25 protein-coding genes are annotated in these 26,822 nt (G+C 61.5%); 7 read left to right on the top strand and 18 right to left on the bottom strand.

Annotated features, from left to right (window positions below):
• Positions 1 to 13: 13 nt before the first annotated feature.
• The 3 genes from NE852_RS27480 to NE852_RS27490 all read right to left on the bottom strand — a co-directional run bounded on the left by NE852_RS27480 (position 14) and on the right by NE852_RS27490 (position 3,068).
• Positions 14 to 850, bottom strand: a complete 837-nt coding sequence (locus NE852_RS27480) for a carbohydrate ABC transporter permease (protein ID WP_008529899.1) — start codon at positions 848 to 850, stop codon at positions 14 to 16.
• The gene (locus NE852_RS27485; RefSeq protein ID WP_258156874.1) at positions 847 to 1,707 is read right to left on the bottom strand and encodes a carbohydrate ABC transporter permease; all 861 of its coding nucleotides are present in this window, start codon (positions 1,705 to 1,707) and stop codon (positions 847 to 849) included. Before NE852_RS27485 ends, NE852_RS27480 begins: the two co-directional genes overlap by 4 nt.
• Before the next feature lie 86 nt (positions 1,708 to 1,793).
• Entirely contained in the window at positions 1,794 to 3,068 is a 1,275-nt protein-coding gene (locus tag NE852_RS27490) for an extracellular solute-binding protein (protein WP_258156875.1), read from the bottom strand.
• 86 nt (positions 3,069 to 3,154) lie between these two features.
• Between NE852_RS27490 and NE852_RS27495 the strand changes: the two genes are divergently transcribed.
• Positions 3,155 to 4,075 (top strand): helix-turn-helix domain-containing protein, encoded by a 921-nt coding sequence (locus tag NE852_RS27495; protein WP_008529906.1) that lies wholly within the window; start codon positions 3,155 to 3,157, stop codon positions 4,073 to 4,075.
• Positions 4,076 to 4,089: 14 nt separating this feature from the next.
• Here NE852_RS27495 and NE852_RS27500 read toward each other — a convergent pair whose 3' ends face one another.
• From NE852_RS27500 to NE852_RS27510, 3 genes are read right to left on the bottom strand one after another with little or no spacing between them, the layout of a single operon-like run.
• Complete coding sequence (locus NE852_RS27500; RefSeq protein ID WP_008529908.1) at positions 4,090 to 4,485, bottom strand: VOC family protein; 396 nt, start codon at positions 4,483 to 4,485, stop codon at positions 4,090 to 4,092.
• Between the two features lie 18 nt (positions 4,486 to 4,503).
• Positions 4,504 to 5,598 (bottom strand): Gfo/Idh/MocA family protein, encoded by a 1,095-nt coding sequence (locus NE852_RS27505; protein WP_008529910.1) that lies wholly within the window; start codon positions 5,596 to 5,598, stop codon positions 4,504 to 4,506.
• 10 nt (positions 5,599 to 5,608) lie between these two features.
• Positions 5,609 to 6,619: a Gfo/Idh/MocA family protein gene (locus NE852_RS27510; RefSeq protein WP_008529912.1), complete on the bottom strand. Its 1,011-nt coding sequence runs from the start codon at positions 6,617 to 6,619 to the stop codon at positions 5,609 to 5,611.
• Between the two features lie 366 nt (positions 6,620 to 6,985).
• Between NE852_RS27510 and NE852_RS27515 the strand changes: the two genes are divergently transcribed.
• Positions 6,986 to 8,146 (top strand): fumarylacetoacetate hydrolase family protein, encoded by a 1,161-nt coding sequence (locus tag NE852_RS27515; protein ID WP_008529913.1) that lies wholly within the window; start codon positions 6,986 to 6,988, stop codon positions 8,144 to 8,146.
• On the opposite strand, the gene scpA is transcribed toward NE852_RS27515, so the two are convergent.
• Positions 8,147 to 10,285, bottom strand: a complete 2,139-nt coding sequence (scpA, locus tag NE852_RS27520) for a methylmalonyl-CoA mutase (RefSeq protein WP_258156876.1) — start codon at positions 10,283 to 10,285, stop codon at positions 8,147 to 8,149. It abuts the gene before it with no gap.
• 122 nt (positions 10,286 to 10,407) lie between these two features.
• Here scpA and NE852_RS27525 point away from each other — a divergent pair, with 122 nt between their 5' ends.
• Positions 10,408 to 11,766 carry an LLM class flavin-dependent oxidoreductase gene (locus NE852_RS27525; RefSeq protein WP_008529921.1) on the top strand — a complete coding sequence of 453 codons (1,359 nt, stop codon included), beginning with the start codon at positions 10,408 to 10,410 and terminating at the stop codon, positions 11,764 to 11,766.
• Between the two features lies 1 nt (position 11,767).
• Here the strand turns inward: NE852_RS27525 and NE852_RS27530 are convergent, their stop codons facing one another.
• The 5 genes from NE852_RS27530 to NE852_RS27550 form a co-directional block, all read right to left on the bottom strand.
• Positions 11,768 to 12,421 (bottom strand): methionine ABC transporter permease, encoded by a 654-nt coding sequence (locus NE852_RS27530; protein ID WP_008529923.1) that lies wholly within the window; start codon positions 12,419 to 12,421, stop codon positions 11,768 to 11,770.
• Entirely contained in the window at positions 12,402 to 13,487 is a 1,086-nt protein-coding gene (locus tag NE852_RS27535; protein ID WP_008529925.1) for a methionine ABC transporter ATP-binding protein, read from the bottom strand. The genes NE852_RS27530 and NE852_RS27535 overlap by 20 nt, the downstream gene beginning before the upstream one ends.
• A gap of 89 nt (positions 13,488 to 13,576) precedes the next feature.
• The gene (locus NE852_RS27540) at positions 13,577 to 14,416 is read right to left on the bottom strand and encodes a MetQ/NlpA family lipoprotein (protein ID WP_258156877.1); all 840 of its coding nucleotides are present in this window, start codon (positions 14,414 to 14,416) and stop codon (positions 13,577 to 13,579) included.
• 244 nt (positions 14,417 to 14,660) lie between these two features.
• Complete coding sequence (msuE, locus tag NE852_RS27545; RefSeq protein ID WP_008529926.1) at positions 14,661 to 15,221, bottom strand: FMN reductase; 561 nt, start codon at positions 15,219 to 15,221, stop codon at positions 14,661 to 14,663.
• A 140-nt stretch (positions 15,222 to 15,361) separates the two neighbouring features.
• Positions 15,362 to 16,564 (bottom strand): MFS transporter, encoded by a 1,203-nt coding sequence (locus tag NE852_RS27550; protein WP_008529927.1) that lies wholly within the window; start codon positions 16,562 to 16,564, stop codon positions 15,362 to 15,364.
• A 330-nt stretch (positions 16,565 to 16,894) separates the two neighbouring features.
• Between NE852_RS27550 and NE852_RS27555 the strand changes: the two genes are divergently transcribed.
• A complete protein-coding gene (locus tag NE852_RS27555; protein ID WP_258156878.1) occupies positions 16,895 to 17,353 on the top strand; it encodes a helix-turn-helix transcriptional regulator in 459 nt (152 codons plus the stop codon).
• Between the two features lie 160 nt (positions 17,354 to 17,513).
• Here the strand turns inward: NE852_RS27555 and NE852_RS27560 are convergent, their stop codons facing one another.
• Entirely contained in the window at positions 17,514 to 18,176 is a 663-nt protein-coding gene (locus NE852_RS27560) for a GntR family transcriptional regulator (protein WP_037172518.1), read from the bottom strand.
• Between the two features lie 114 nt (positions 18,177 to 18,290).
• Between NE852_RS27560 and NE852_RS27565 the strand changes: the two genes are divergently transcribed.
• From NE852_RS27565 to NE852_RS27575, 3 genes are read left to right on the top strand one after another with little or no spacing between them, the layout of a single operon-like run.
• Positions 18,291 to 19,076 carry a LamB/YcsF family protein gene (locus tag NE852_RS27565; RefSeq protein WP_008529932.1) on the top strand — a complete coding sequence of 262 codons (786 nt, stop codon included), beginning with the start codon at positions 18,291 to 18,293 and terminating at the stop codon, positions 19,074 to 19,076.
• Entirely contained in the window at positions 19,069 to 20,667 is a 1,599-nt protein-coding gene (locus NE852_RS27570) for an urea amidolyase family protein (protein WP_037172521.1), read from the top strand. Before NE852_RS27565 ends, NE852_RS27570 begins: the two co-directional genes overlap by 8 nt.
• Positions 20,664 to 22,373 (top strand): biotin carboxylase N-terminal domain-containing protein, encoded by a 1,710-nt coding sequence (locus tag NE852_RS27575; protein WP_258156879.1) that lies wholly within the window; start codon positions 20,664 to 20,666, stop codon positions 22,371 to 22,373. Before NE852_RS27570 ends, NE852_RS27575 begins: the two co-directional genes overlap by 4 nt.
• 11 nt (positions 22,374 to 22,384) lie before the next feature.
• Here the strand turns inward: NE852_RS27575 and NE852_RS27580 are convergent, their stop codons facing one another.
• From NE852_RS27580 to thiC, 5 genes are read right to left on the bottom strand one after another with little or no spacing between them, the layout of a single operon-like run.
• Complete coding sequence (locus NE852_RS27580) at positions 22,385 to 23,005, bottom strand: thiamine phosphate synthase (protein WP_258156880.1); 621 nt, start codon at positions 23,003 to 23,005, stop codon at positions 22,385 to 22,387.
• Positions 23,002 to 23,775 carry a thiazole synthase gene (locus NE852_RS27585; RefSeq protein WP_258156881.1) on the bottom strand — a complete coding sequence of 258 codons (774 nt, stop codon included), beginning with the start codon at positions 23,773 to 23,775 and terminating at the stop codon, positions 23,002 to 23,004. Before NE852_RS27585 ends, NE852_RS27580 begins: the two co-directional genes overlap by 4 nt.
• Before the next feature lies 1 nt (position 23,776).
• A complete protein-coding gene (thiS, locus tag NE852_RS27590) occupies positions 23,777 to 23,974 on the bottom strand; it encodes a sulfur carrier protein ThiS (RefSeq protein WP_008529941.1) in 198 nt (65 codons plus the stop codon).
• A complete protein-coding gene (gene thiO / locus NE852_RS27595) occupies positions 23,965 to 24,945 on the bottom strand; it encodes a glycine oxidase ThiO (protein ID WP_037172528.1) in 981 nt (326 codons plus the stop codon). The genes thiS and thiO overlap by 10 nt, the downstream gene beginning before the upstream one ends.
• 1 nt (position 24,946) lies before the next feature.
• Positions 24,947 to 26,773 (bottom strand): phosphomethylpyrimidine synthase ThiC, encoded by a 1,827-nt coding sequence (gene thiC, locus NE852_RS27600; RefSeq protein ID WP_258156882.1) that lies wholly within the window; start codon positions 26,771 to 26,773, stop codon positions 24,947 to 24,949.
• Positions 26,774 to 26,822 lie beyond the last annotated feature (49 nt).

The raw sequence follows: 26,822 nt of genomic DNA on the forward strand, positions 1-26,822 counted from the left end.
GCGGCCTCCCAGATTATTTGATTGCGCCGGCCGCGATGCCGGCGATGAAATGGCGTTGCAGGGCCACGAAGACGACGAGGATCGGTGCCGTCAGCAGCACGGCCCCCGCCATGATGCCGCCCCACGACACTTTGGTGAGGCCGATCAGCGTTCCCAATGCCACTGGCGCCGTCATCATTCCTGGCTTGGAATTGATCAGCAGCGGCCAGAGATAGTTGTTCCACGAGGCGAGGAAGAGAATGATCGCGAGTGCAGCCATGGTCGGTCGCGCCAGCGGCAGGGCGATGCGCAGGAAGATCTGCCATTCCTTGACGCCCTCGACGCGGGCCGCATCGAAGAGTTCGCCCGGCATCATCGAGAAGGATTGCCGCATGAACAGCACGCCGAGCGAGTTGAAGAGCGGCGGCACGATCAGCGCCACCCAGGTGTTCGCCAGCCGAAACTCGCGCGCCACCATGATGAACTGCGGGATGACGACCACGGAGAACGGCAGGGTGATCGTGCCGAGGATGATGGCGATGACGATCGAGCGACCGACGAAACGGTAACGCGCCAGAGCCCAGCCCGCCATCGAGGTCAAGAACACGGACAGGAAGGTGTAGATGATTGCGACGCCGATGGAGATCACCATCGCGCCAATGAAATCGGTGTCGGCCTGCAGGTTTTTGAAGTTCTCGACGAAATTGGTCGAAGGCCAGAGTACGATCTCAGGGCTGAAGATGCCGTTGTCGGGCATAGTCGAGAAAACGAACATCATCCAGAGCGGAAACAGCCAGATGAGTGCAAGCGGCGCCAGCGCCGCATGCAGCGCGATCTGGCGCAGGAGGAGGGATTGCGATTTGGATTTCATTTCGGATCCCTCCCGAGCCAGAGATTGAGAAGCGAGATCGTCACGGCAAGGGCCGCCATCGTGTAGGCGATCGCCGAGGCATAGCCGAAGTTGAGCGAAGTGAAGCCTTGGCGGTAGAGAAAGAGACCCATCGTCTCTGTGCCGCCGCCGGGGCCGCCGCGATTGGTGATGAGGAAAGGCTCTGTGAAGAGCTGCATCGTGCCGATGACCGAGAGCACCACGCAGAAGAGGATGATCGGTTTCAGGAGCGGCAGGGTGATGTGGAAGAACTGCTGCACCTTGCCCACGCGGTCGAGCGTCGCCGCCTCGTAGACATCATCGGGAATCGCCTGCAGGCCGGCAAGAATGATGATGGCGTTATAGCCCGCCCAGCGCCACGTGACCGCGAGGATGATGACCGCCATCGCGGCATTGGCATTGTCGAACCATGACACCGGACTGAAGCCGATGGCTGAAATCAGCTTGTTGATGATGCCGAAATCGAGGCTGAACATCAGGCGGAACACCGCGGCATAGGCAACTTCGCCGACGACGACGGGCGCGAAGAAGGCGAAGCGGAAGAGCGGGCGCGCTTTGAGTAGCGGCGAGTTGAGCAGCACGGCCATGACGGTCGCAAGCGCGATCATGACAGGCACCTGGATCACCAGGATGATCAGCGTGTTGTAAAGTGCATTATAGAAGGCCGGATCGTAGAAAAGCCGGCCCCAATTGGCCTGGAAACTGAATTTCCACGGGTTGATGCGCGTGTTCTGGAAGGAAATCAGGAACGAGTCGATAATCGGCCAGACCCAGAAGGCGGCGAAAACCAGCAGATAGGGAGCGAGGAACGCATAGGCGCTCCGGGTTCTGAACGGCATTCAGCCTCCTCCTCACGAAACGAACGAATGACCGGCCGCATTGCGGGCCGGGGAAAGCCGGGCGCCGAGGCGCCCGGCATCGTCATTCATTGCGCGATCGGAAGGCCGGTCGCAGAGGCGATCTGCTTGGCGGCATCATCAAGAGCCGCCTTGGCATCCGGGTAACCGCCGGCGAAGAACTTCGTCTGCGTCGCTTTGAAGATGGCCTCGGCATCGCTCTGGAAGGCCGTGCCGCGGCTGGGCACGATCTTCGGCAGCGTCGCCAGGATATCGGCCCAGACCTTCTGGCCGCCCCAATAGGGCAGAGCTTCGCTGACGAAGGGATCCTTCTCGGCCGAAAGCAGCGACGGAACCAGGCCGAATTCCTTCAGCATGGTGACCTGTCCCTCGTTGGTGCCGAGGGCGTAATTGACGAATTTCCAGGCCGCTTCCTTGTTTGCTGACGTTGCCGAGATGGCGAGCGAGGAACCGCCGAGATTGGCGGCATGCGGGCCATCGGCTGTCAGGCTCGGCATCTTGTAGACGCCCCACTTGCCCTTGAGATCGGGTGAGGTGGAGCGCACAGTGCCCTCATACCAGCCGCCATACATCTGGCTCGCGGCCTTGCCGGCGGTATTGGCCTGGATCTTTTCGTCCCAGTTGGCCGCTGTCAGCGTGCCGGCGTCCTTCATTTCCTTCACTTTTTGAAGCGAGGCGACGCAGGCCGGCTGGTTGATGGTGATGTTCTGGCCATCGGTCGAGAAGTAGCCGCAGCCCTGTTCATTGGCGATCATGCGGAACCATTCGCTGTCACCGTTGAAATCTGCCTGCGCCATGACGACGCCGGGATTGGCGGCGGAAATCTTCTTGCCAGCGGCGATGAAATCGTCCCAGGTGCTGATGGTGCTCGGATCGACGCCTGCTTTTTCGTAGAGATCGCGGCGATAGAACACGGCGACAGGGCCGGAATCCCACGGCATCGCGTAAGCGACATCGCCAACTTCAAGCTCGGTGCGCTTGAAATCGGGGAATTTTGCCTGGATGTCTGGGGTATAGCCGAGCTCCTTCAGGTTGGCGAAGCAATCCGGGAAACGGGTCCAGAAGATTTCAGCCTCGAAATTCTCGACACTGACAATATCGGGCAAACCGTCGCCGCCGGCGGCGCAGGCGGCGAGCATCTTGTCGAAGACCTGGCCATTTCCAAGATCCTCGACGGTGACCTTGATATCGGGATACTGTTTGTTGAAGCCTGGCAGCGTGGACTTCAATGCCGACGCGGCGACATTCCAGCTCCAGATGGTGAGATTGGCCGACTCAGCGAAGGCGGAGCCGGAAGCAAGCAAGGCGACAGCCGCTGTCGCAGCGAGAAGTTTGAAGCGCATTGAAAATCCTCCCTTTTCAATTGCCGATCTTTCACGAACGCGATTAAACTAACTGCAAGGGAGCGGCTGTCTCCTAAAAAAGGAATATGGATTTGGCGGAAAGTAAGATCGGCACGAGTGCAATCTACCGGCCCGGCGCCAGCAGCATCGAGGGTTCGCCGACGGCGCTGCAGATGTTTCACGCCCATCCGCTCGTCATGGCCATGCCGCACTGGCACGCGCAGGTCGAGATCAACTATGTCATGCGCGGCAGTGTGCGTTACCGGATGAGCGACCACGAATTCCGGCTGAATGCCGGTGAAATGTGCCTCTTCTGGGGTGGACAGCCGCATCAGATGGACGAATCCTCAGATGATTCGCTCTATGCCGGTGCCCACCTGCCGCTCGTCTATTTCTTCCGGCTGCGCCTGCCGCTCAGCATTTCCAGCCGGCTGATGAAGGGCGATACGCTGCTGACCTCGGCAACTGATGCCGCCGACAACGAGAACTTCGCCCGCTGGTTCCGCTATTCCAAGTCCGGCGATGCCGCCATGGCCCAGCACGCCGTCGATGAATTGCTGCTGCGCATCGAGCGCATCGCGCTCGAACCCTATTCGATGACGACATCGAATACGACCGTCAGCCTGGAAGGCGATCAGCCGCATCCCAATTCCTCGCGCAGCGTTGCGCGCATGTGCGATTTCATCGCCGCTAACTTTCTGCAGGATATCGATTCGGTCGATATTGCCCGCGCCGCCGACCTGCATCCGAAGTATGCCATGAACCTTTTCAAGCGGTCGACCGGCATGACGCTCAGCAAATATGTGACGCTGCTTAGGCTGTCGCGCGCCCAGGCGATGCTGATGAGCGAAGGCGCCAACGTGCTGCAGGTGGCGATGGACAGCGGCTTCGGCTCGATCAGCGCCTTCAACAAATCCTTCCGCCACATCGCCGGCATGTCGCCCTCGGATTTTCGCCGCGATATACGACTGGTAACGAGCATCCCCGCCAGCGCCTTCCGCAACTAGCAGCTAGGTGCCGTTTATCGTTTCTCGGCAAGCTCGACCTGGATCCCATCCGGATCGCGCACGAAAGCGACCCTGTGCAGCACCTCGGCATTAACAGCCAAGCGCGGTCGCTCCTTGATCTCGACGCCAGCCTGTTCCAGCCGGACGAATGTTTCCTCGACGCTTTCGAACAGGAAGGTCAGATGACGCAGACCGGCCGTGCCCTCCGGCACATCCACCGCCCTTGCCGCCCCGCCAGCCGGCGCGAAGATCTCGAGCATGCCGCCGCCGGCATCGAGAAATGCGATTTCAGAGCCATCGGCCGTCACCTTGCGCAGATGCAGGCGCAGACCGAGCAAGCCGCAGTAAAAATCGACGGCGCGATCCATGTCGCTGACCGTCATGCCGACATGCTCGAAGGACTTCAGCATGGGAGCGCCCTTCCCTGCTCAGACGCCAGCCGCGCGCCGTTCCTCTTCCGGAAGCCAGGATCGGTAGAGCGGATGATCGGCAGCGATCGGCATCGGCGTCGGCCGGCCAGTGCGCTGCGAGAAATAGGCTGCCGTCACCAACTCCAGTGAATTGCGGGCATCCTGCAGCGTCACCGGCGGATCTGTATCCTCGACGATCGCCTTGTGGAAGAGCTCGAACTGGCGGGTGTAGCCATCCTCGCCGGACACATAGCCAGCGAGCGCCTCATCGATCCGCGCCTGATGTTCCTCTGTCCCGGCGACGAACGTCCACGGATCGCGGCCCATCGTATAAGGCTCGATGATGCTTTCGGCGACGAGGTCATTGAAGCAGAAGCGCAGCCGCGAAATCTCCTTGCGCGAACCGAGCGTCATCGACAACGTCGCCAGCGAACCGTTTTGCATCTTCACCGAAAGCGCAGCGGTATCCTCCACCTCGATCGGATTGACCAGTGTCGCGCCATAGGAAAACACCTCGGCGCACGGGCCGTGCACATAATTCAGCATGTCATGGGCGTGAATGGCGTGGCCGAGAAGTCCGCCGCCAAGCTCGGTCGCCCATTTGCCGCGCCATGGCACTGCGTAATAATCCGGGCCACGCCACCAATGTGTCTCGATCGTCGTCAGGAACGGCTTGCCGGCGAGGCCTTGCTCAATCAGCAGCTTCAGCTTCTGCAGGCCGGAGCCATAGCGATACTGGAAGATCGGCATCAGCTTCCTGCCGGGGAAGCGGGCAAGGATGCGCTCCATCTCGTCGACCTCTGCGATCGACCCGAAGAGCGGCTTCTCGCAGATCACGTGCTTGCCGGATTCGATACCCTTGCGGCAGAGTTCGAAATGCGAGCTCGGCGGCGTCGAAATGTCGATGATGTCAAGATCGTCGCGGGCAAACAGAGAATCGGCATCCTGCGTGTAATCGCCGATCCCGAATTCTTCGCAAAGCGCCTTGCCGCGCTCCTCGTCGAGCGAGCAGAGCACCGGGACCTCGAAGAGATCCTTGTTCCAGCCGAAGCCGGTCAGATGCCGCGAGGCGATGCCTGCGCCGATAACCCCGACGCGCAATTTCCTGGCCATGATATTCTCCTCAGCGGGCGCCGATGCGCGCGGCTTTCGCTTGGGCTTCGAGCGAAAGGCGGCAGACTTCAAAAACGTGATCATGGGTCATCGCCGTCTGAGTGCGATTGCCGACGTCGGCGGTGAAAGCGTCGAAATAATCGAGTTTTTCGCCGCTGCAATCGATATGGGTCATTTCCTTGCCGTTGACGAGGAAGAGGTGATCTTTGCCCGGCCGGCCGGCGATATCGATATATTTTCGCAGCTCGATATAGCCTTCGGTACCGAGGATGGTGAGGCGTCCGTCGCCCCATGTGGGCAACGCCTCCGGCGTGAACCAGTCGACGCGGACATAACCCGCTGCATTGTCGGAGCGCAGCAGCACCTCGCCAAAATCCTGGAAGGCGGGCTTGTCGGGCATGCCGAAATTGCCGATCGAGCTGGCGATGACCTCACCCGACGTCGAGCCGGTATAGAACAGGAACTGGTCGACCTGATGCGAGGCAATATCGACAATGATTCCGCCGAAAGCTTCCGGATCGAAGAACCAGTCCGGCCGCGTCGGCAGTTGCAGCCGATGCGGGCCGACGCCGAGGGTCTGGATCACCTTGCCGATCGCGCCTTCCTTTACCAGCTTGCCGGCCTTGACGGCGGAGCGCACGCAATGGCGCTCGGAAAAGCAGATGGAGAAGATCTTGCCGGTTTCGGCAACGGTCTTCCTGACCTCCTCGAGCTGGGCGAAGGTCGTCACACCAGGCTTGTCGGTCATCACGTCCTTGCCGGCCCTCATCGCCCGGATGGCGAGACCGGCGCGGTCGCGCGGGATCGCCGCGATGCAGATGACGTCGATCGACGGATCGGCGAACAACGTCTCCCGGTCGATCTGCGGCGCATCGGGATAAGTCTTCTCGAAGGTCTCGCGCAATGCCGGTACCGAGGTCTGAGGGCAGTAGCCAACGAACTCGCCGCCTGATGCGAGCAATCCCTTCACGTGATCGAACGTATGCCCATGGTCGATTCCGACGACGGCAAATCTCAACATCGCTGCAATATCCTCCTGGGATTTTCGTGCGGCCGGCCGACGCCGGCATCCTCCATGTCGGCCAAAACAGATAACGAAAGTTGGCTCCTGTCAAGGTGAGGTGAGGGGTGAAATCGTCAGTGCCTATATCTAAGCATTTGTAAAATAAACGTTATTATGTATCTAAATAGTTATTTATCGCATTGTTGACCGGAATTCCGGCGGCGGCCGTCCTTTCGATCCAAACCGGCAAAAGTCTTTTTCCCCCGCCTATCTTGCTCCTTCTCCACGAATGTGATCGATTTCGCCCGCAGCCGGGCTGGAGGGCGGCAACGATCTCGAAATTCTTCAAGAGCGCTCCCCGCTTGCCTATAACGGAGGATCACCATGTCTCGTCCCCTTCTCGATGCCGCCGCTTCGGGCGGCCTTTTCGTCGGCCGCTCCTGGAATCCCGAGGTAGCCGGCCCGAGCATCGTGACGCTTCGCGAGGGAATGATCATCGATATCACCTCGCGCGAGGCGCCGACGCTGAGCGCGCTGCTGGAGAGGCAGGACGCTGCGGCCTTCGTCCGCGCCGCAAATGGCAAAGCGATCGGCACGCTGGAAGAGATTGCCGCCAACAGCACCGGAGCACCCGATGCCGCTCGTTCCTACCTTCTCGCGCCCGTCGACCTGCAGGCGGTTAAGGCCTGCGGCGTCACCTTCGCGCAGTCGATGATCGAGCGCGTCATCGAGGAGAAGGCAGCCGGCAACCCCGATCGCGCCGCGTCTATCCGTGAGCGCGTCAGTGCGCTGATCGGCGGCAGCCTCACCAATCTCAAGGCCGGTTCGCCTGAAGCCGCCAAGGTCAAACAGGCCCTGATCGACGAGGGCATGTGGTCGCAATATCTCGAGGTCGGCATCGGCCCCGATGCCGAGGTCTTCACCAAGGCGCCGGTGCTCTCTTCCGTTGGGTGGGGTGCCGATGTCGGCCTGCATCCGATCTCCACCTGGAATAATCCCGAACCGGAAATCGTGCTTGCAGTCAACGGCCGCGGAGAGATCAAAGGCGTGACGCTCGGCAACGACGTCAATCTGCGTGACGTCGAGGGCCGCTCGGCGCTCTTGCTCGGCAAGGCCAAGGACAACAACGCTTCCTGCTCGATCGGACCCTTCATCCGCCTTTTCGATGCCGGTTACGGCCTGGATGACGTGCGCAGGGCCGAGCTCGACCTGAAGGTGTCAGGCGAGGATGGTTTCGTCCTGCACGGCAAAAGCTCGATGTCGCAGATCAGCCGCGATCCGACCGATCTCGTCAAACAGACGCTTGGGCCCCATCATCAGTATCCTGACGGTTTCATGTTGTTTCTCGGCACGTTGTTTGCACCGACGCAGGATCGCGACGCATCGAAGCAGGGCTTCACTCACAAGATCGGCGATGTTGTCGAGATTTCCTCGGCGGGGCTCGGCACGCTCGTCAACACCGTGCGTCTCTCCACCGAATGCCCGCCATGGACATTTGGCATTTCGGCGCTGATGGGCAATCTCGCGAAGCGCGGGCTGCTCTAACTACTGGTTTCGCCGTCTGCCCTGAAGCAGATCCAGCACCGAGTTTGCGGCCTCGAGAACATTTGTTCCCGGGCCGAACACAGCGGCAACGCCATGTTCCTGCAGGAATTCATAGTCCTGCCGGGGAATGACGCCGCCGCAGACGACGATGATATTCTCGCCGCCCTGCTCCTTCAGCCTGTCGATCAACTGCGGCAGCAGCGTCTTGTGGCCGGCTGCGAGCGATGAAACGCCGACGACGTTGACCCTTTCGCCAAGGGCCATTTCTGCAGCCTCTTCCGGCGTCTGGAATAGCGGCCCGGCGAGCACGTCGAAGCCGATATCGCCGAAGGCCGAGGCGATCACCTTGGCGCCGCGGTCATGCCCGTCCTGGCCGAGCTTGGCCACCATGATCTTCGGCCTGTGCCCCATTGTTTCCGTTACCTCCGCCATGCGGGTCTTCAGCACGGCGAGCTCCGGCTCGCTGCGATAGGCATCGCCGTAGACGTCCTTGATGACCTCAGGCGTTGCGGCGTGATCGCCGAAGGCCTGCCGCATCGCATCCGATATCTCGCCGACGGTGGCGCGTGCGCGCGCCGCCTCGACGGCAGCGGCGAGAAGATTGCCTTGCCCGCTGCGGGCGACCTCCGAAAGGGCAGCAAGCGCCTCAGTGGCCTTCGCGCCATCACGCCGTCGTTTCGTTTCCTCGATCCGGCGGATCTGGGCGCTGCGGACCGCCGCATTGTCGATCGCCAGGATGTCGATCTCTTCCTCGGTCTCAAGGCGGTATTTGTTGACGCCGACGATGACCTCCTCGCCCTTGTCGATCGCCGCCTGGCGGCGGGTCGCGGCCTCTTCGATCAGCCGCTTCGGCAGTCCCTCGTTGACGGCCTTCGTCATCCCGCCAAGCACCTCGACCTCCTCGATCAGCGCCCAGGCCTTGTCGGCAAGTTCCTTCGTCAGGCTTTCGACGTAGTAGGAGCCGGCGAGCGGATCGACCACTTTCGTCACGCCGGTTTCGTGCTGCAGGATAAGCTGGGTGTTGCGGGCGATGCGGGCGGAAAATTCCGTCGGCAGTGCAATCGCCTCGTCGAAGGAATTGGTGTGCAGCGACTGCGTGCCGCCGAGCACGGCTGACATCGCCTCGAAGGCGGTGCGGACGATGTTGTTGTAGGGATCTTGCTCCTGCAGCGACACGCCTGATGTCTGGCAATGCGTGCGCAGCATCAGCGAGGACGCCTTCTTCGGCTGGAACTCCTCCATGATGCGGGTCCAGAGCAGCCGGGCGGCGCGCAGCTTCGCCGCCTCCATGAAGAAGTTCATGCCGATCGCGAAGAAGAACGAAAGCCTTCCGGCGAAATCATCGACGTTGAGGCCCTTGGCGATCGCTGCCCGGACATATTCGCGGCCATCGGCCAGCGTGAAGGCTAGTTCCTGCACCAGCGTCGCGCCGGCCTCCTGCATGTGATAGCCGGAGATGGAGATCGAGTTGAACTTCGGCATCTCCTTTGCCGTATATTCGATGATGTCGGCGACGATCCGCATCGAGGGTTCGGGCGGATAGATATAGGTGTTGCGGACCATGAACTCCTTGAGGATGTCGTTCTGGATGGTCCCGGAAAGTTCAGATCTCGAAACGCCCTGTTCCTCGCCCGCCACGATGAAGGAGGCAAGAATCGGGATGACGGCGCCGTTCATCGTCATCGACACGGAAATCTTTTCGAGTGGAATGCCGTCGAACAGGATCTTCATGTCCTCGACACTGTCGATCGCCACGCCGGCCTTGCCGACATCGCCTTCGACGCGCGGATGGTCGCTGTCATAGCCGCGATGGGTGGCGAGGTCGAAGGCGACCGAGACCCCTTGCTGGCCGGCAGCAAGCGCTTTGCGATAGAAGGCGTTTGACGCCTCGGCCGTCGAGAAGCCGGCATATTGGCGGATCGTCCAGGGCCGGCCGGCATACATCGTCGCGCGCGGCCCGCGGGTAAACGGCGAAAAACCGGGCAGCGAGCCGAGATGTTCGGCGCCATCGAGATCCTCGGCCGTATAGAGCGGCTTGACGGCAATGCCTTCCGGAGTTTGCCAGGTCAGCGTTTCGGGCGAGGCGCGCAGTTCCTTCTGCGCAAGTTCCGCCCAATCCGACAGCGTCTTCTCAGTCATGCGTCTCCTCCGGCTTTTTTCATCCGCAGCCTACCATTTCACAGGCGCCTCGTGCGATACAGCCTTAGGATATTTAATGCGGCAAATCATTGATTTCCATCGCCGGCCCTGGGACCTGCCTCATGAAGACAATGCAGATCTATGCCTTCGACATGAATTGCGTCGGCCATATCAACCACGGCCTCTGGACGCATCCGCGCGACGGGTCTCTCCGCTATACCGATCTCGACTACTGGACGGAATTTGCCGAAACCGCCGAGCGCGGCAAGCTCGACGGCATCTTTCTCGCCGATATCGTCGGCCTCTACGATGTGTACACGGGCGGCCCGACGCCTGTCATTGAGACGGCGGCGCAGATCCCGGTCAACGATCCGCTGATCCCGATTTCGGCGATGGCCCATGTCACCAAGCATCTCGGTTTCGGCGTCACCGTCAACACTACCTACGAGCCGCCTTTCCTGCTGGCGCGGCGCCTGTCGACGCTCGATCATCTGACCAAGGGACGGATCGGCTGGAACATCGTCACCGGCTATCTAGACAGTGCCGCGCGCGCCATGGGCTTTGACAAGCTGCCGGAACATGATGCGCGGTATGACGCAGCCGAGGAATATCTCGAGATCGTCTATAAGCTCTGGGAGGGCAGTTGGGACGACGACGCGGTCCTGCGCGACAAGGCGGGCGGCATCTATGCCGATCCGTCGAAGGTACGCGCCGTTCGTCACGACGGCAAATATTACAGGATGGAAGGCATTCATCTTTCCGAGCCCTCTCCGCAACGCACTCCCCTCCTCTTTCAGGCAGGCGCTTCTGCCCGCGGGCAGGATTTTGCCGCCCGCCACGCCGAATGCGTCTTCATCGCCGCGCCCAATCCGAAGGCGGCCAGGCCGACTGTCGACGCGCTGCGGACAAAGGCGGAGCGATTCGGCCGCGGCGCCGGCGCATTGAAGATCCTGAACCTGATCACTGTCGTCGTCGGGCGGACAGAGAGGCAAGCGCAGGAGAAGCTGGAGGATTATCGCCGCCACGCCAGCATCGAGGCCTCGCTTGCCCACTACTCGGCCTCTGTCGGCATCGATTTTTCCAAGTATGGTCTCGACGACGTGATCGACCAGAGCTCGACGAACGCCAACCAGTCGGCGCTTGCGGCGATCACCAAACAGGCGGCAAAGCCGGTGACGAAGCGCGATATCATCGACCAGATGGTGCTCGGCAGCCGGATGAAGCCGATGGTCGGCTCGCCGGAGCAGATCGCCGATCATCTCCAGACATGGATCGAGGAAGCTGACATCGACGGCTTCAACCTGGCGCGGACGGTGGCGCCGGAGAGCCTGCGCGATTTCGTCGAACTGGTGGTGCCGGTGCTGCAGGAGCGTGGTCTGTTCAAGGCGGATTATGCCGAAGGGCCGCTGCGGCAGAAGCTCTTCGGCGGCGGGAACGGGAGATTGCCCGGCGCTCATCCCGCCGCCAGCTTCAGGCGCTGATCTATTTGTGGTCCAGTCGCGCGACCAGCCGGTCGCCAAGCCACTGGATGCCGCAAACGAGGACGATGAGGACGGCCACGACCGCGATCATCATATTGGTTTCGAAGCGCTGATAGCCGTAGCGTATGGCGAGATCGCCGAGGCCGCCGGCGCCGATCGCGCCCGCCATCGCCGAGGCGCCGATCAGCGTCACCAACGTGACCGTAAAGCCCGCAACGATCCCCGGCAGCGCTTCCGGCACGAGCACCTCGCGGACGATCGTCCAGCGGTTGCCGCCCATGGCGCGCACGGCATCGACCAGCCCACGGTCGACCTCGCGCAGCGATACCTCGGCGATGCGCGCATAGTAGGGCGTGGCGGCGATGGCGAGCGGCACGATGGCCGCCCATGTGCCGAGCGCCGTGCCGACGATCAGTCGCGTCAGCGGGATCAGCGCCACCAGCAGGATGATGAAGGGCACCGAGCGGAAACCGTTGATGACAGCACCGAGCAGGCGGTTGATCCAGAGGTTCTCAGCGATGCCGCCGCGCGCCGTCACGACGAGGGCAAGGCCGAGCGGTAGCCCGAAGACGAGCGAGATCACCCCCGAGGCGACGGTCATCAGGACCGTCTCCCAAAGGGAGCGAAGAAGCAGTTCAAACATGATCGGTGTCATAACCAAGCACCTCCACCCGGGCGGACCGAGCCGTCAGGAATTGTTCGACCTTTCCGGCAAGCGCGGCGTCGCGCGTGGGAACGGCGATGAAGAACCGCGCCACCGGCTGTTTCTGAATGTGATCGATGCCGCCGTGGACGAGGCGGAAGGAATGCGGCAGCGCCGCAGAGAGCTCGGCAAAGAGCGCGCCTTGCGCTTCAGGTCCGGCAAGATCGACGCTGAGGATGGCCTCGCTTCCAGCAGTCGCCGAAAGCCGACGGGCGATGTGATCGGGAAGCTGTGGGCGGATGCCGCCGAGCAGGCTCCTGGTGATATCAGCCCGCGGGTCGGCGAAGACCGACCAGACCTGCCCCTCCTCGACGATCCGCCCTGCATCGATGACCGCGACGCGATCGGCAATGCCGCGCACCACTTCCATCTCGTGGGTGATCAGCAGAATAGTGAGCCCCAGCTTCCGATTGATGTCCTTGAGCAAGGCCAGGATCGACCGGGTCGTCTCAGGATCGAGCGCCGATGTCGCCTCGTCGGACAGAAGGAGCGCCGGGCGCGCCGCAAGCGCCCGGGCGATACCGACGCGTTGCTTCTGGCCGCCGGAGAGTGACGTGGGATAGGCCTTGGCCTTGTCGGCAAGGCCGACGAGATCAAGCAATTCATGCGCCCGCTTCAAGCGCTCATTCTTTGGAACGCCCTCGATCTTGAGGGGCAGCGCGACATTGTCCTCGACGGTCTTGGCCGACAGCAGGTTGAAATGCTGGAAGATCATGCCGATGCGGCGGCGCAGCGGTTGCAGTTCCTGTTCCTGGAGCTGAGTGATATCGCGGCCCTCGATGCGGATTTCGCCACTGTCAGCGCGCTCCAGCCCGTTCAGGCAACGGATCAAGGTCGATTTGCCGGCGCCGCTGCGGCCGATGATGCCGAGGATCTCGCCCCTCTTTACGGTCAGCGAGATGCCGTCGAGCGCCGGCGTGGTTCCGAATCGACGCTTGAGGTCGATAAGCCGCACCACCTCCTCGGCCGACGCCTGCGGCCCGGCCTCGATATCAGCGGTGGAAACAAACGAATTCATGTGCTTTTCCTTACAAAACACTGAAGGCGGCCCGGGCAAAGAACCCCGGACCGCCTTTCGGCAGGCCTTAACCCCGGCCTTCTCTCGGATCAGTAGGCGCTGAGACCAGTCCCCTTGTAGACCTTGTCGAACTCGGCCTTGACGGTCTCGTTCTGATAGGAGGACACAAGCGTCTTGACCCAGTCGGCATCCTTATTCTCGTCCTTGACGGCGATGAAGTTGCGGTATGGATTTTCGGCGATCGGCTCCTGTGCGATGCGCTCGGCCGGCGAAAGACCGCTCTTCAGCGCCCAGTCGGTGTTGACGACGCCGGCATCCAGATCGTCGATCGAGCGGCCGACGATTCCGGCGTCGAGTTCCTTGATCTCGATCTTCTTCGGGTTATCGGTGACGTCGGCGACGGTTGCGAGAATGCCGGTGCCATCCTTCAGCTTGATCAGGCCCTCGTTCTGGAGAACACGCAGCGCGCGCCCTTCGTTCGAGGGGTCGTTCGGCACGCCGATGACAGCCCCTTCCGGGATCTCGGCGACGGATTTGTGCTTCTTGGTGTAGAGCCCGATCGGCCAGACCCCGGTATAACCGACGCGCACGATGTGATAGCCGTGCTGTTTGATCTGATTGTCGAGATAGGGCTGATGCTGGAAGGCGTTGGCGTCGATTTCGCCGCGTTCGAGCGCTTCGTTCGGCTGCGTATAGTCGTTGAAGATGACGGTCTCGATCTTGAGACCCTTCTTTGCGGCTTCGCTCGCGACGACGCGCCAGATATCCTCCTCCTCGCCGGCCATGATGCCGACATTGATCGACTTGTCCTCGGCAAAGGACGATGCGGGTGCTGCAAAATTAAAAAGCGCTGCAGCGGAAACAGCGAGGCCTGCAAGAGCCGCGCGGCGTGAAACATGGAAGCGGTGAAGATTTTTGTTCTTGGTCATTGTTATATCCCGTCTGACTGAATGAGGCCGAACGCCCCGAGCAGGCCGATCATGGCAAATGGGTGGATCGCGAGCGAAGTACGAAAGTCTGATGTGAAGGAGAGGTCGGAAAAACTCTTGCCCTGCCATCGATATCGGCAGGATAAATTTCCATCAAATTTATGGATTAATTGCGGCTCGTGAGCATCGTCTAAAATGAAAACGGCGCCTCGTGGGCGCCGCCTTAACCCTATTCCGACGATCTTCACTCAGCAGCAATAAGCGCTTGATTGTGGACGGGAAAGAAGGCTGAGAGTTCGCCCACGACTTCCCCGATCCGCTTCGAAAGCGGCTCGGACGAGATGCGGTAATCGGTGAAATCGCGATCGGAAGCATAAACGGCCGTCGGCAGCGTGTGAGACATGAAAAAGCCGAAGAGCGGACGGAGTTGATGCTCGACCATCAGCGCATGCCGGTCGCCGCCGCCCGTTGCCGTGATGACGATCGGCTTTCCGCGCAGCTCATGCGGGTCGATCAGGTCGATCAGGTGCTTGAAGAGACCGGGATAGCTGCCCTTGTAGGTCGGCGCTCCGATGACCAGCACGTCGGCATTGACGAGATCGGCGATGACTGCCTTGGCGCGGCTATCGAGATCGTCACGGCGTTGCGCCTGGCCAAGCGAGGGGCCAACATCGGTCAGGTCGTAGACGGTATTCTCGAAGCCGTATTTTTCAGCGGCGAGGCCGGCGACGTTTTCGACAAGCGCGAAGGTCTTCGAAGGTTGGTTGAAGCTACCCGCGAGGCCGACCAGTTTCAGAGCAGACATGCCATTTCCTTCCAATTTCGTAGCGAACCGACGTCTTTGTTGGACAGATATTATCTACAAAAATAGTGGATTAAAGAAATGGCCATCCCTCTTCGCAATGAGAGAAGAAAAATACGTTCGTTCCTGTCGGTGGTATCGTCTTAGGCCGACGTCCGCTTGGGGATCCGCGGCAGAAAGATCGTGAGGAGACCGAGCAGCGGCAAGTAGGAGCAGATGCGATAGACGAAGTCGATGCCGTGGGTGTCTGCGAAATCGCCGAGCAGCGCAGCACCAAGCCCCCCTGCCCCGAAGGCGAAACCGAAAAAGACACCGGCGATCAGGCCGACGCGCCCCGGCACCAATTCCTGGGCGAAGACGACGATTGCCGAGAAGGCCGATGCAAAGACCAGCCCGATGACGACGCTGAGTACGCCGGTCCAGAAAAGGTTCGCATAGGGCAGCAGCAAGGCGAAGGGGATGACGCCGAGGATCGAGAACCAGATGACGAAACGGGCGCCGAAGCGATCGCCGATCGGCCCGCCGAGGAAAGTGCCGACGGCGACCGAGCCGAGAAACAGGAACAGCATCAGTTGAGCCTGCTGCACGCTGAGTTCGAACCTGTCGATGACATAGAAGGTGAAGTAGCTCGACACGCTCGCCATGTAGACATTCTTCGTCGCCGTCAGCAGAACGAGGATCAGCAGCGCCCAGACGACCTTTTTCTGCGGCAGCGGCAAGGTCCGGCTTACTGCCGGCTTGCTGGCGTTTTCGCGCCGATGGCTCATGTACCAGTTTCCGACCCAACTCAACACGACTATGCCGACCATGGCGATAGCTGAAAACCAGGAGACGCTATGCTGGCCGAGCGGCAGCACGATGAAGGCGGCAAGCAGCGGACCGATCGCCTGGCCGGCATTGCCGCCGACCTGAAAGAAGGACTGCGCGAAACCGTGGCGGCCGCCGGAGGCAATACGGGCAACACGAGAGGATTCCGGATGGAAGACGGCCGAGCCGAAACCGATCAGGCTCGCGGCAGCCAGCAGCATCGGGAAGCTGCCGGCATTGCCGAGCAGAATGAGACCGCAAAAGGTGCTCGCCATACCGACCGGCAATGAATAGGGCATCGGCCAGCGGTCGGTGACGATGCCGACCACCGGCTGGAGCAACGAGGCCGTGACCTGGAAGGTCATGGTGAGCAGCCCGATCTGGACGAAGTCGAGATCGTAGTTCGCCTTGAACAGGGGGTAGAGCGAGGCGAGCAGCGACTGCATGATGTCGTTCAGCATATGGCAAAAGCTGACCGCTATCAGGACGGACATCGCAGTCTTTTCGAAACGGGGCGCGCTCTCGGCAACGGTTGCCATGAATACTCCTCCTGCACACAGGCACGGCCGGTGCCGTGTCGCGTTATCTTTTCGATGGATTTTCGGGCGATCGGGGCTGGGAAGACTGTCGAGCCGCGGTCGCTGAAGTGGATTTAGCGCAAGGCGGGTGGCAATCACAGGTCAGTTTCACCGGGATCGGTACGGCTTTTGTCCGATTTGCCGTTCTGCCGGCCGATTTTGGCTTTCATACCACAGTCGGCCGCGATCATCGGATCCTGATTATGCTATGCGAAAACAATCATGGTAAAGCGACGCGCGGAATAATAGAGCTGCGCCGATTGAAAATGCGATCGAGGCTGAAAACACGCGATGAATGTAAAGACACCGAATGCAATCGACAGCTATGTCGGAGCGCGCATCAGAATGCGCCGCCAGTTGCTCGGAATGAGCCAGGAACGGCTTGCCGACCAGATCGGCGTGACCTTTCAGCAGGTTCAGAAATATGAGAAGGGCATCAACCGCATCGGCGCGAGCCGTCTGCAACGGATCGCCGATGTACTTCATACGCCAGTGAGTCTCTTCTTCGAACAGGGAGATTCCGAGCCGATGACGCCGCGGAGCCTGGATCTGTCGACGAATGGAGATCCGATCGCGGAATTTCTGCAGACGAAAGAAGGATTGGTGCTCAATCGCGCCTTTCTGAAGATTGCCGACCGCAATATCCGCGAAACGATCATTGCGCTGGTGAAGGCGATGGCGCAGGCGGAAAGTCACGGCGTGCCGTTGGGAATTTCCATGGCGGAGATCGCTGTTCCGCTCGCAGAGTAGGCGGCCGATCGATGCGACTGACGTAGCGTTCCCGGAAAAAATCTGCTTCCGATTTGTTATCCGCCGGATCAGGCCGAAAGCGAATATCTGCGCTCGGTTGAAGGAATGCCGCGGCTAGACGAGGCGATGTCTTCGGTCGCCGATGATTGCGACGTCGTCATCATCCTTTCTTCCGTTGCATGGCGGCGAGAACCGATCTTTCCGACCTGAGCAGATAGGTCTCCAGGAAAGCGACGGCATCCGCGGTCTTTTCCTCCTCGATCAACTGCAGGAGGCCTATGTTCAGCTCAATATAGGGTTCGTGGAGATGAGCCGTATATTCCAGAAGGCCGAAGACAAGCCGAAGTTCGGCCAGAACGAGATCGAAGCACAGTGAAAGCCGCGGACTGTCGCATAGGCTCACCATGGCGCGGTGAAACTCCATATTGACTGTCCCGACCTGTTGCCAGTCGTTTCTGGAGCGGGCGGCATCTGCCTCGTGCGTCAGAGCTTTCATCCTGGCAAGCGCCGGGTGCCCGCGGCTTGCTGCCTGGATGGCGCCCTTTTGAATGACCCATCGCACGCGGTAGATGTCCATCACGGCGGATTCATCGGGCGAAACGACGAAGACCCCGCGGTTGGGAATATGCGTCAGCAGCCCCTGGCTGGTCAGCAGCCGAAAGACTTCCCGCAGGGTGTTGCGCGATATGCCGAATTGTCCGGCCACCTGGTGTTCGGAAAGCTTTTCGCCCGGTGTGAAGCGCCCCTGGATCAACATTTCCCGTATCCGGAAAGCCACTTTTTCGGAAAGCGGCTGATCAGCCTGCAAATCTACCAAAGCCATGAAATTTGCTCACTCCGACGACCCGTTCATGCGATCATAGGCAATTTCATATTGTTGAACAATATGGTATATGTTATTCAACAATCTCTGCGCTATCAATCAACAGGCAATGATATGATAACCGTCGATCTCAACAGCGATCTTGGTGAAAGCTTTGGTCCGTGGCCGATGGGCGACGATGTCGCGATGCTCGACATCGTGACGAGTGCGAACATTGCCTGCGGCTTCCATGCCGGCGACCCGGCGGGCATTTTGAAAGTGCTGCGGGCTGCCACTGCCCGGGGCGTGGTGGTCGGAGCGCATGTCGGATACCGGGACCTCGTGGGATTCGGCAGGCGCAACATGGATCCATCGAGCGAAGAGCTGGTCGGCGATACGATCTACCAGATCGGCGCCCTTCAGGGGCTGGCGAAGGCCGCGGGCACGAGGGTGCGTTACGTCAAGCCGCACGGGGCGCTCTACAACACCATTTCGAACGATGCCCGCCAGGCCGGCGATGTGATCGCGGGAATAAAGGCTATCGATCCGTCCCTCATCCTGATGGCGCTCGCCGGCGCTCCCATCGTCAACCAGGCCCGTGCGGCTGGGCTGACGGTCGTATGCGAAGCCTTTGCCGACCGCGCCTATAATGCTGACGGGAGCCTCGTCAGCCGCCGCGCGCCGGGTGCGGTTATCCACGACCCGGATCAGGTCGCAGAACGGATGCTGCGTTTGGCAAGTGAAGGCCGGATCACGGCGAACGATGGGGGCGATATCGAACTCGAAGCGCAGACGATCTGCGTCCATGGAGACACGCCGACGGCGGTTGCGTTGGCGCAAAGATTGCGGGAGGCCTTTACCGGCCGCGGCATCCGATTGGCCGCCTTCGCCGATGTGACGGATGGTGCGGCCCGTGGGTGAAGTCCTGCGTTTCCTTCCCGCGGGCAGCGACAGTTTCCTGATCGAGGTTGCGGATCTCGAAACGGCGCAGGCGCTGTTCGACAGGCTGCACGAAAAGAAGCTTTCGGGCGTGAGGGAACTCATTCCGGCAGCGCGTACCGTCATGGTCCGTTTCGATCCCCTGGAAACCGACCGTGCGCGGCTGGCGGAGCTGATCGCGGAAACGGACCTCTCCCAGCGCACCGCGCGCGAAGGGTCCTTCTTCGAAATTCCCGTGGTCTATGACGGAGAGGATTTGGCAGATGTCGCCGCCCTGCTCGGCTGGACGATCGAGGAACTCATTCGCCGGCATAGCGAGGCGACCTTCACCGTCGCCTTCACCGGTTTCGCCCCGGGTTTTTCCTACATGACTTGCGACGATCCCGCCTTTGACGTTCCTCGCAGGAAAAGCCCGCGGGTGCGAATCCCGGCGGGGTCCGTCGCGATTGGCGGCCGCTTCGCCGGCATCTATCCGTCCGACAGTCCCGGCGGTTGGCAGCTTCTCGGGACGACGCCGTGGCGGATGTGGGACACTGAACGGGAGCGGCCCGCCTTGCTGGCCCCCGGAGACCGTGTGCGCTTCCGTCGCCTTTCGGCACCGGAAGATGCCCCAGTCGGCGTGGCTTCGGCCAAGGCGATAGCGTCGGCTCCGCCGGCGAGCGGCCTCACGGTCACCCGGTCGGACCGTCCGGCACTCTACCAGGACCTCGGTCGGGCCGGCCGGGCGGATCAGGGTATTTCCGAATCCGGCGCTCTGGATCGCGTCGCGCTGTCGGAGGCCAACCTCTGTGTCGGAAACCCACGCGATGCGACCGTGATCGAGATCACTTTCGGCGGCTTTTCGCTGTTGGCGGATCGTCCGGTGACTTTGGCTGTGACCGGCGCACCCTGTCCGTTGACACTTCATCGCAGCGACAGATCTGATGTCGCTGTGCCCTCCGGAAGACCATTCGCGCTCGATGCGGGCGACGAACTGAGGATCGGCTTGCCGCCGGAAGGCATGAGAAGCTACCTCGCATTGCGCGGCGGCTTTGAGGTAGCGGCCGTCATCGGCTCGACCTCGACCGACACGCTGGCAAAAGTCGGTCCCGAACCGATTGCGTCAGGCGATATTCTTGTGCCCGCGGAGCGTCGATCGATGGCGGTCGATCCTTTCAGGCCCCTGCCGCGACCGCTTCCGCGCAGCGGGGAGACGGTAACGCTCGACATCATCCTTGGCCCTCGCTCGGACTGGTTTACAGACAAGGGGCTTGAAACCCTGGTTTCGCAGAGCTGGCAGGTTACGGCAGAATCCAGCCGCGTCGGCATGCGCCTGTCCGGTTCCGTTCCCCTCGAAAGGCGCGATGCGGCCGAACTTGCGTCGGAGGGCACCGCTCTCGGCGCCATACAGGTTCCGCATAGCGGCCAGCCGGTCATATTCCAGGCCGACCACCCGCTGACGGGGGGATACCCGGTGATCGGTGTGATCGCGGCCCATCACCTGGACCTCGCCGGTCAGGTGCCGATCGGCGCAAACATCCGGTTCCATCCCATTGCTCCTTTCGATCCGCTGGTGAAGGAAACGATCCGATGAAAAAGCTGCTCATCGCCAATCGCGGTGAAATCGCCATCCGCATCGCGCGGGCTGCGCGAGACTACGGCGTCACGTCGGTCGGGATCTATTCGGCGGCAGATGCCAACGCGCTTCACGCGGAACTGGTCGACGAAGCCTATACACTCGGCGCGGGCCGGCCCGCCGACACCTACCTCAACATCGAAAAGATCCTTGATATTGCCCGCCGTGCCGGAGCCGACGCCGTGCATCCCGGCTACGGTTTCCTGTCGGAGCGTGCGGAATTTGCTCAAGCCGTCATCGATGCGGGAATGACATGGGTTGGTCCCTCTCCCGCCGTGATTACGGCGCTCGGCGACAAGGTGGAAGCCCGACGGATCGCAGCGAAGGTGGGAGCGCCTCTCGTCAGGGGTTCCGATGGCCCGTTGCAGACAGCTGCCGATGCCATGGCATTCGCCAAGGAGGCGGGGCTTCCGCTTGCCATCAAGGCCGCTTTCGGCGGCGGCGGACGCGGCATGAAGGTTGCGCGGCGGCTGGAAGAGGTCGGCGAGCTTTTTGAATCGGCGGTGCGCGAGGCGACGGAAGCCTTTGGTCGCGGCGAGTGTTATGCCGAACAGTTTCTTGATCGGCCCCGCCATGTCGAAGCGCAGATCATTGCCGACAGCCACGGAAACACCGTTGTGCTCGGCACGCGCGATTGCTCCCTGCAAAGACGAAATCAGAAACTGGTCGAAGAGGCCCCCGCTCCGTTCATCAGCGACGAGCAGCGGAGCCGCATTCATGACGCTGCCCGCGCGATCTGCGCCGCGGCAGGCTATACCGGGGCCGGGACGGTGGAATTCCTTCTGTCGCAGACCGGCGTCATATCCTTCCTCGAAGTCAATACGCGGCTTCAGGTGGAGCATCCCGTCACCGAGGAGACAACCGGCATCGATATCGTTGTCGAGCAGTTGCGTATTGCCGATGGATTGCCGCTTTCCCTCACCGACACACCGCAACCGCGCGGCCACTCGTTCGAATTTCGTATCAACGCAGAGGATCCGGGCCGGGGATTTCTGCCGACCCCAGGCCTGATCACCCGCTTTCGCGCGCCGGCAGGGCCTGGTGTGCGCCTCGACACGGGCGTCGAAACCGGCTCGGAAATTCCCGGGCTGTACGATTCGATGATGGCAAAGCTCGTCGTCACCGCGCCGACCAGAGAGGAAGCGCTCGTGCGGGCTCGCCGGGCCCTCGCTGAGTTTCAGATCGAAGGGGTCGCTTCCGTGCTGCCCTTTCATCGCGCCGTGGTGAACGAGCGCGACTTTACCGGCGAAGATGGTTTCCGTGTCTTCACCAATTGGATCGAGACCGAATTTCGCGGTGTGGAGCCCTCCGCTCGCGTTGATCCGGTCGAAGGCGGGCTTCTGCACAGCTTCATCGAGATTGACGGCAAGCGCCATCTGCTGGGGCTTCCGGCCGCACTCTTTTCAGGCGCCGTCACCTCTTCCGTAGCCAAGCCTCCTTCTCAAACGGTGAGCGAAGGAACGATTACCGCGCCCATACCGGGAGCGCTGCAGCAATGGCTGGTGGAAGACGGAGCGCAGGTTGCCGAAGGCGATGTCGTGGCACTGATCGAGGCGATGAAAATGGAAACGCGGGTCGTCGCTCCGAGGTCCGGTCGCATTCGCCTGAAAGCCGAAGCGGGCAGCACCGTCGCACTCGGCATCGAACTCGCAACGATCGAGTAGAGACGACCGCGTCAGGATCGGCCGTTATCCCCGCGTCCGCGCGTTGCCGCAATCCATTCGAGGGTACGTCGCTCGGGATCGGGATTGCGCGTGATGTCGGTCACGACGGCAGCACTGTCGGCGCCGTTTTCAAATACGCCGGCAAGGCGTTCCACGGTCAATCCGCCAATGGCGACAAGCGGCAGCGAACCGATGCGGCTTTTCCAGTCCTGCAGGCGGTCGAGGCCTTGCGGCGCCCAGGGCATGGCTTTGAGGACGGTGGGGTAGATCGGACCGAGCGCGATGTAATCCGGACGCGCCGCAAGCGCGACGCCCAATTCCGCCTCGTCATGGGTGGAAAGCCCTAATTTCAGCCCGGCCTGACGGATGGCGGCAAGATTGGCCGCAGCCAGATCCTCCTGGCCGAGATGGACGAAGTCGCAGCCCTCCTCGATGGCAAGCCGCCAATAGTCATTGACGATCAGCTGGCATCCATGCGCCTCACAGACTGCTTTTGCCCGCTTGATGTCGGCGCGGATGTCAGGCAGCGACCGTTCCTTGACGCGCAATTGCACGAGTTTGACCCCGAGCGGAACCAGCCTTTCGATCCAGGCCGCGTTGTCGACGATGAGATAGAAAGGATCGAGCCTCACGCGAAAACCGCCTTTCCGATCACCGGTGTCGAGGGAACCGCCATGTCGCGCGGTTCCAGCATGCCCGCGCCGAATGCCTGCCTGCCGGCATCGATCGCCTTGGCAAAGGCTTCCGCCATAGCGGCAGGATCGCCCGCGCCGGCAACCGCGGTGTTCAGAAGAACCGCGTCAAAGCCCAACTCCATCACGGTCGTTGCATGCGACGGCCGGCCGATCCCCGCATCGACGATCAGCGGTACATCGGGAAAATGCGCGCGCATGGAGCGCAGGGCGGAAAGGTTGAGCGGCCCGGCCGCCGTTCCGATCGGCGCGCACCAGGGCATCAAGACTTTGCATCCTACCTCCAGCAGGCGCTCGGCCACCACCAGATCGTCGGTCGTATAGGGGAAGACCTCGAACCCTTCGCTGCAGAGAATCCGCGCGGCCTCCACGAGCGCAAAGACGTCAGGCTGCAGCGTATCGTGGTTGCCGATCACTTCGAGCTTGATCCAGTTGGTCTGGAACACCTCGCGCGCCATCTTGGCCGTCAGCACCGCCTCGGAGACGCCGTGGCAGCCGGCCGTGTTCGGAAGCACGCGCACCCCGAGCGCGCGGATCATATCGAAAAATGCGCCACCATTGCGCCCGCCGGCCGTTTCACGCCGCAGCGACACCGTGACGATCTCCGTGCCGGACCGTTTGACGGCATCGGTGAGCACTGCCGGCGAAGGGTAACGCGCGGTGCCGAGAAGAAGTCGCGATCGGATCTGGTCTCCGTAAAGATCAAGCATGTCAGCCTCCCTGCATCGGGGTCAGGATTTCGATCCTGTCATTGTCGTTCAGAGCGTGCCCTTCGCGGTCTTCGCGGTGAACAAGCTCGCCGTTGACGGCAGTCGCCAGCCACTCGCCTTCGTAATCGAGGGCGGCCAACAGCTGCGAAAGGGTGGTCGCGGCGATTGTCTGAGGTTCGCCATTGATGATCAGACGCATTGGGAACTCCTTTGCTTCGTCCGTCCGGAAAAGACGAGATCTGCGGCTTTTGCAGCCATTGCGGGCGCCAGGAGGAAACCATGGCGATAAAGACCGTTGAGGACGACGGCATTGCCTTCCCGTATGACCCGCGGAAGATTGTCGGGAAAGGCCGGGCGAATGCCGGCGCCGGTTTCGACAAGCGCGGCGTCCGCAAAGGCCGGATGCAGCGTGTAAGCCGCGTTCAGCAGTTCCATCAGCGAGCGTGCGGTGATCGGCCCGCTGTAATCGGTCTCGATCATCGTTGCACCGACCATGAAGAGGCCGTCGCCGCGCGGCACGACATAGACCGGGATGCGGGGATGAAGCAGGCGGACAGGCCGTGAAAGCTCTATCTCATCGGTACGCAGATAAAGCATCTCGCCCCGCACGCCGCGCAGATCGTTCACCTGCCCGATGCGGGCAGCGCCCGTGCAATCGACGATATCGGAGAAATCGTCTTCCTCCGCATCGCCGACTGAAAAAACAACGTCCTGCGCCGCCAATTTTTCTTTCAACACGTGCAGCGCCTGCCTGGGATCGAGATGCGCTTCCTCCGGGAAAAACAGCCCTTGCCGGAACCGTCCGGCAAGGGCCGGCTCGAGCGAGGCAACGTCTTCCTCGTCGACCCATCGATAACAGCTCGTCCGGCCGGCAAAGCGTTTCAGCTCCCCGTGGTCGCGCGCCGGGGCGACCACCAGCGTCCCGTTGCGGGTGACGTACCCCGGCAGGATCGCCTCCCAAAGCGCGGCGGCCTGCGCTCCGAGCCGGAGCACGGCCTCGTCGGCGCTTTCCCGCTCGCACCAGGGTGCCAGCATGCCGCCCGCAAGCCAGGACGCGGCGCGATCGAAGTTTGCGTGCGGGTCGACAACTTCTACCTCGGCACCGCGGGTGAGCAGTTCGTGCGCGACGGCAAGGCCGGCGACGCCGGCCCCTTTGACAAGGATGCGCATCTCAAGCATCCGGAGCTTCGGTGGAAGAGACCGCAACATAGAGGTCTCCGCCATCGCGGTAACGGGCGGCCATGGCTTCCAGTCCCTCCTTTTGAGCCTCCGACCGGATATCGTGCGATATGCGCATCGAGCAGAATTTCGGCCCGCACATCGAACAGAAATGGGCGACCTTGTGCGCCTCTTTCGGAAGCGTCTCGTCGTGGAAGGAGCGGGCCGTCTCGGGATCGAGGGAAAGGTTGAACTGATCTTCCCAGCGGAACTCGAAGCGGGCGCGCGACAGCGCATCGTCACGAATGCGCGCGGCAGGATGGCCCTTGGCGAGATCGGCGGCATGGGCGGCGATCTTGTAGGTGATGACGCCGGTCTTGACGTCGTTGCGGTCAGGCAGGCCGAGATGCTCCTTCGGTGTGACGTAGCAGAGCATGGCCGTGCCGAACCAGCCGATCATCGCCGCGCCGATCCCCGAGGTGATGTGATCGTAACCCGGCGCAATGTCGGTCGTCAGCGGCCCCAGCGTGTAGAAGGGCGCCTCGCCGCAGACGGCGAGCTGCTTGTCCATGTTCTCCTTGATCTTGTGCATCGGCACATGGCCAGGCCCTTCGATCATCACCTGGCAATCCTTTGCCCAGGCGATCTTCGTCAACTCGCCGAGCGTTTCGAGTTCGGCAAATTGTGCCGCATCGTTGGCGTCGGCGATCGAGCCGGGGCGCAGGCCGTCACCGAGCGAGAAGGAGACGTCATAGGCGCGGCAGATGTCGCAGATTTCCTCGAAATGCTCGTAGAGGAAGCTCTCGCGATGATGATGCAGGCACCACTTGGCCATGATCGAGCCGCCGCGCGAAACGATGCCGGTGACGCGGTTGACCGTCAGAGGGATGTAATGCAGCCGCACGCCTGCATGGATGGTGAAATAGTCGACGCCCTGTTCGGCCTGTTCGATCAGGGTATCGCGATAGATTTCCCAGCTGAGGTTTTCGGCGATGCCCTCGACCTTTTCCAGCGCCTGGTAAAGCGGCACGGTGCCGATCGGCAGCGGTGAATTACGGATGATCCATTCGCGGATATTGTGAATGTTGCGGCCGGTGGAAAGGTCCATGACGGTGTCGGCGCCCCAGCGGGCGGCCCAGACCATCTTCTCGACCTCCTCCGCCATCGATGAGGTGACCGCCGAGTTGCCGATATTGGCGTTGATCTTTACCAGGAAATTCCGGCCGATGATCATCGGTTCGGCTTCCGGATGATTGATGTTGGCGGGAATGATCGCCCGGCCGGCGGCGACTTCCTGACGGACGAATTCCGGTGTCACATGATCGGGAATGTGGGCGCCGAAGCTCTCGCCGTCGCGAAGCATCGCGCCGGCCTGCGCTTTGCGGCCGAGATTTTCGCGGATGGCGATGAATTCCATCTCCGGCGTGACGATGCCGGCGCGCGCATAGGCCAGTTGCGTGACTGCTTGGCCGTCCTTGGCCCGCAGCGGCTGACGTCTGGCCGGAAACGAGGGCGTCAGCCGGTCGCCGCTGGCAAAGCCATTATCCTCGGGACGGACGTGGCGGCCTTCATAGGGCTCGACGTCGTCGCGGGCGAGCACCCAGTCGCGGCGTAATGCGGCAAGACCCTCTTCGATGCGGATGTCGGCGCCTTCGATCGTATAGGGACCGGAGGAATCATAAACAGTTACCGGCGGTTCGCCCGAGGTCGGATGGAGGCTGATCTGCCGCATCGGCACGCGGATATCGGGGTGCAGTTCTCCTGGAACGAAGATCTTGCGAGATGCCGGCAAGGGGCCGGTAGTGACAGTCGGGTGAAGATTCTTGGCGGCAATTGTCATGGTTGAGGCTCCAAATTGGTTTGGAGACCCAGTCCTCACGCCGGAATGA

Source organism: Rhizobium sp. Pop5, from assembly GCF_024721175.1.
Classification (GTDB): Bacteria; Pseudomonadota; Alphaproteobacteria; order Rhizobiales; family Rhizobiaceae; genus Rhizobium.

Excerpts from the sequence above, each read along its gene's own strand:
- NE852_RS27480 (WP_008529899.1), bottom strand. The coding sequence starts at position 850 with ATGAAATCCAAATCGCAATCCCTCCTCCTGCGCCAGATCGCGCTGCAT.
- scpA (WP_258156876.1), bottom strand. The coding sequence starts at position 10,285 with ATGACTGAGAAGACGCTGTCGGATTGGGCGGAACTTGCGCAGAAGGAA.
- NE852_RS27525 (WP_008529921.1), top strand. The coding sequence starts at position 10,408 with ATGAAGACAATGCAGATCTATGCCTTCGACATGAATTGCGTCGGCCAT.
- msuE (WP_008529926.1), bottom strand. The coding sequence starts at position 15,221 with ATGTCTGCTCTGAAACTGGTCGGCCTCGCGGGTAGCTTCAACCAACCT.
- thiO (WP_037172528.1), bottom strand. The coding sequence starts at position 24,945 with ATGCGCATCCTTGTCAAAGGGGCCGGCGTCGCCGGCCTTGCCGTCGCG.
- NE852_RS27550 (WP_008529927.1), bottom strand. The coding sequence starts at position 16,564 with ATGGCAACCGTTGCCGAGAGCGCGCCCCGTTTCGAAAAGACTGCGATG.
- NE852_RS27515 (WP_008529913.1), top strand. The coding sequence starts at position 6,986 with ATGTCTCGTCCCCTTCTCGATGCCGCCGCTTCGGGCGGCCTTTTCGTC.
- NE852_RS27535 (WP_008529925.1), bottom strand. The coding sequence starts at position 13,487 with ATGAATTCGTTTGTTTCCACCGCTGATATCGAGGCCGGGCCGCAGGCG.
- NE852_RS27495 (WP_008529906.1), top strand. The coding sequence starts at position 3,155 with ATGGATTTGGCGGAAAGTAAGATCGGCACGAGTGCAATCTACCGGCCC.
- NE852_RS27565 (WP_008529932.1), top strand. The coding sequence starts at position 18,291 with ATGATAACCGTCGATCTCAACAGCGATCTTGGTGAAAGCTTTGGTCCG.
- NE852_RS27485 (WP_258156874.1), bottom strand. The coding sequence starts at position 1,707 with ATGCCGTTCAGAACCCGGAGCGCCTATGCGTTCCTCGCTCCCTATCTG.
- NE852_RS27560 (WP_037172518.1), bottom strand. The coding sequence starts at position 18,176 with ATGGCTTTGGTAGATTTGCAGGCTGATCAGCCGCTTTCCGAAAAAGTG.
- NE852_RS27585 (WP_258156881.1), bottom strand. The coding sequence starts at position 23,775 with ATGCTTGATCTTTACGGAGACCAGATCCGATCGCGACTTCTTCTCGGC.
- thiS (WP_008529941.1), bottom strand. The coding sequence starts at position 23,974 with ATGCGTCTGATCATCAATGGCGAACCTCAGACAATCGCCGCGACCACC.
- NE852_RS27540 (WP_258156877.1), bottom strand. The coding sequence starts at position 14,416 with ATGACCAAGAACAAAAATCTTCACCGCTTCCATGTTTCACGCCGCGCG.
- NE852_RS27555 (WP_258156878.1), top strand. The coding sequence starts at position 16,895 with ATGAATGTAAAGACACCGAATGCAATCGACAGCTATGTCGGAGCGCGC.
- NE852_RS27530 (WP_008529923.1), bottom strand. The coding sequence starts at position 12,421 with ATGACACCGATCATGTTTGAACTGCTTCTTCGCTCCCTTTGGGAGACG.
- NE852_RS27575 (WP_258156879.1), top strand. The coding sequence starts at position 20,664 with ATGAAAAAGCTGCTCATCGCCAATCGCGGTGAAATCGCCATCCGCATC.
- NE852_RS27490 (WP_258156875.1), bottom strand. The coding sequence starts at position 3,068 with ATGCGCTTCAAACTTCTCGCTGCGACAGCGGCTGTCGCCTTGCTTGCT.
- NE852_RS27500 (WP_008529908.1), bottom strand. The coding sequence starts at position 4,485 with ATGCTGAAGTCCTTCGAGCATGTCGGCATGACGGTCAGCGACATGGAT.
- thiC (WP_258156882.1), bottom strand. The coding sequence starts at position 26,773 with ATGACAATTGCCGCCAAGAATCTTCACCCGACTGTCACTACCGGCCCC.
- NE852_RS27505 (WP_008529910.1), bottom strand. The coding sequence starts at position 5,598 with ATGGCCAGGAAATTGCGCGTCGGGGTTATCGGCGCAGGCATCGCCTCG.
- NE852_RS27510 (WP_008529912.1), bottom strand. The coding sequence starts at position 6,619 with ATGTTGAGATTTGCCGTCGTCGGAATCGACCATGGGCATACGTTCGAT.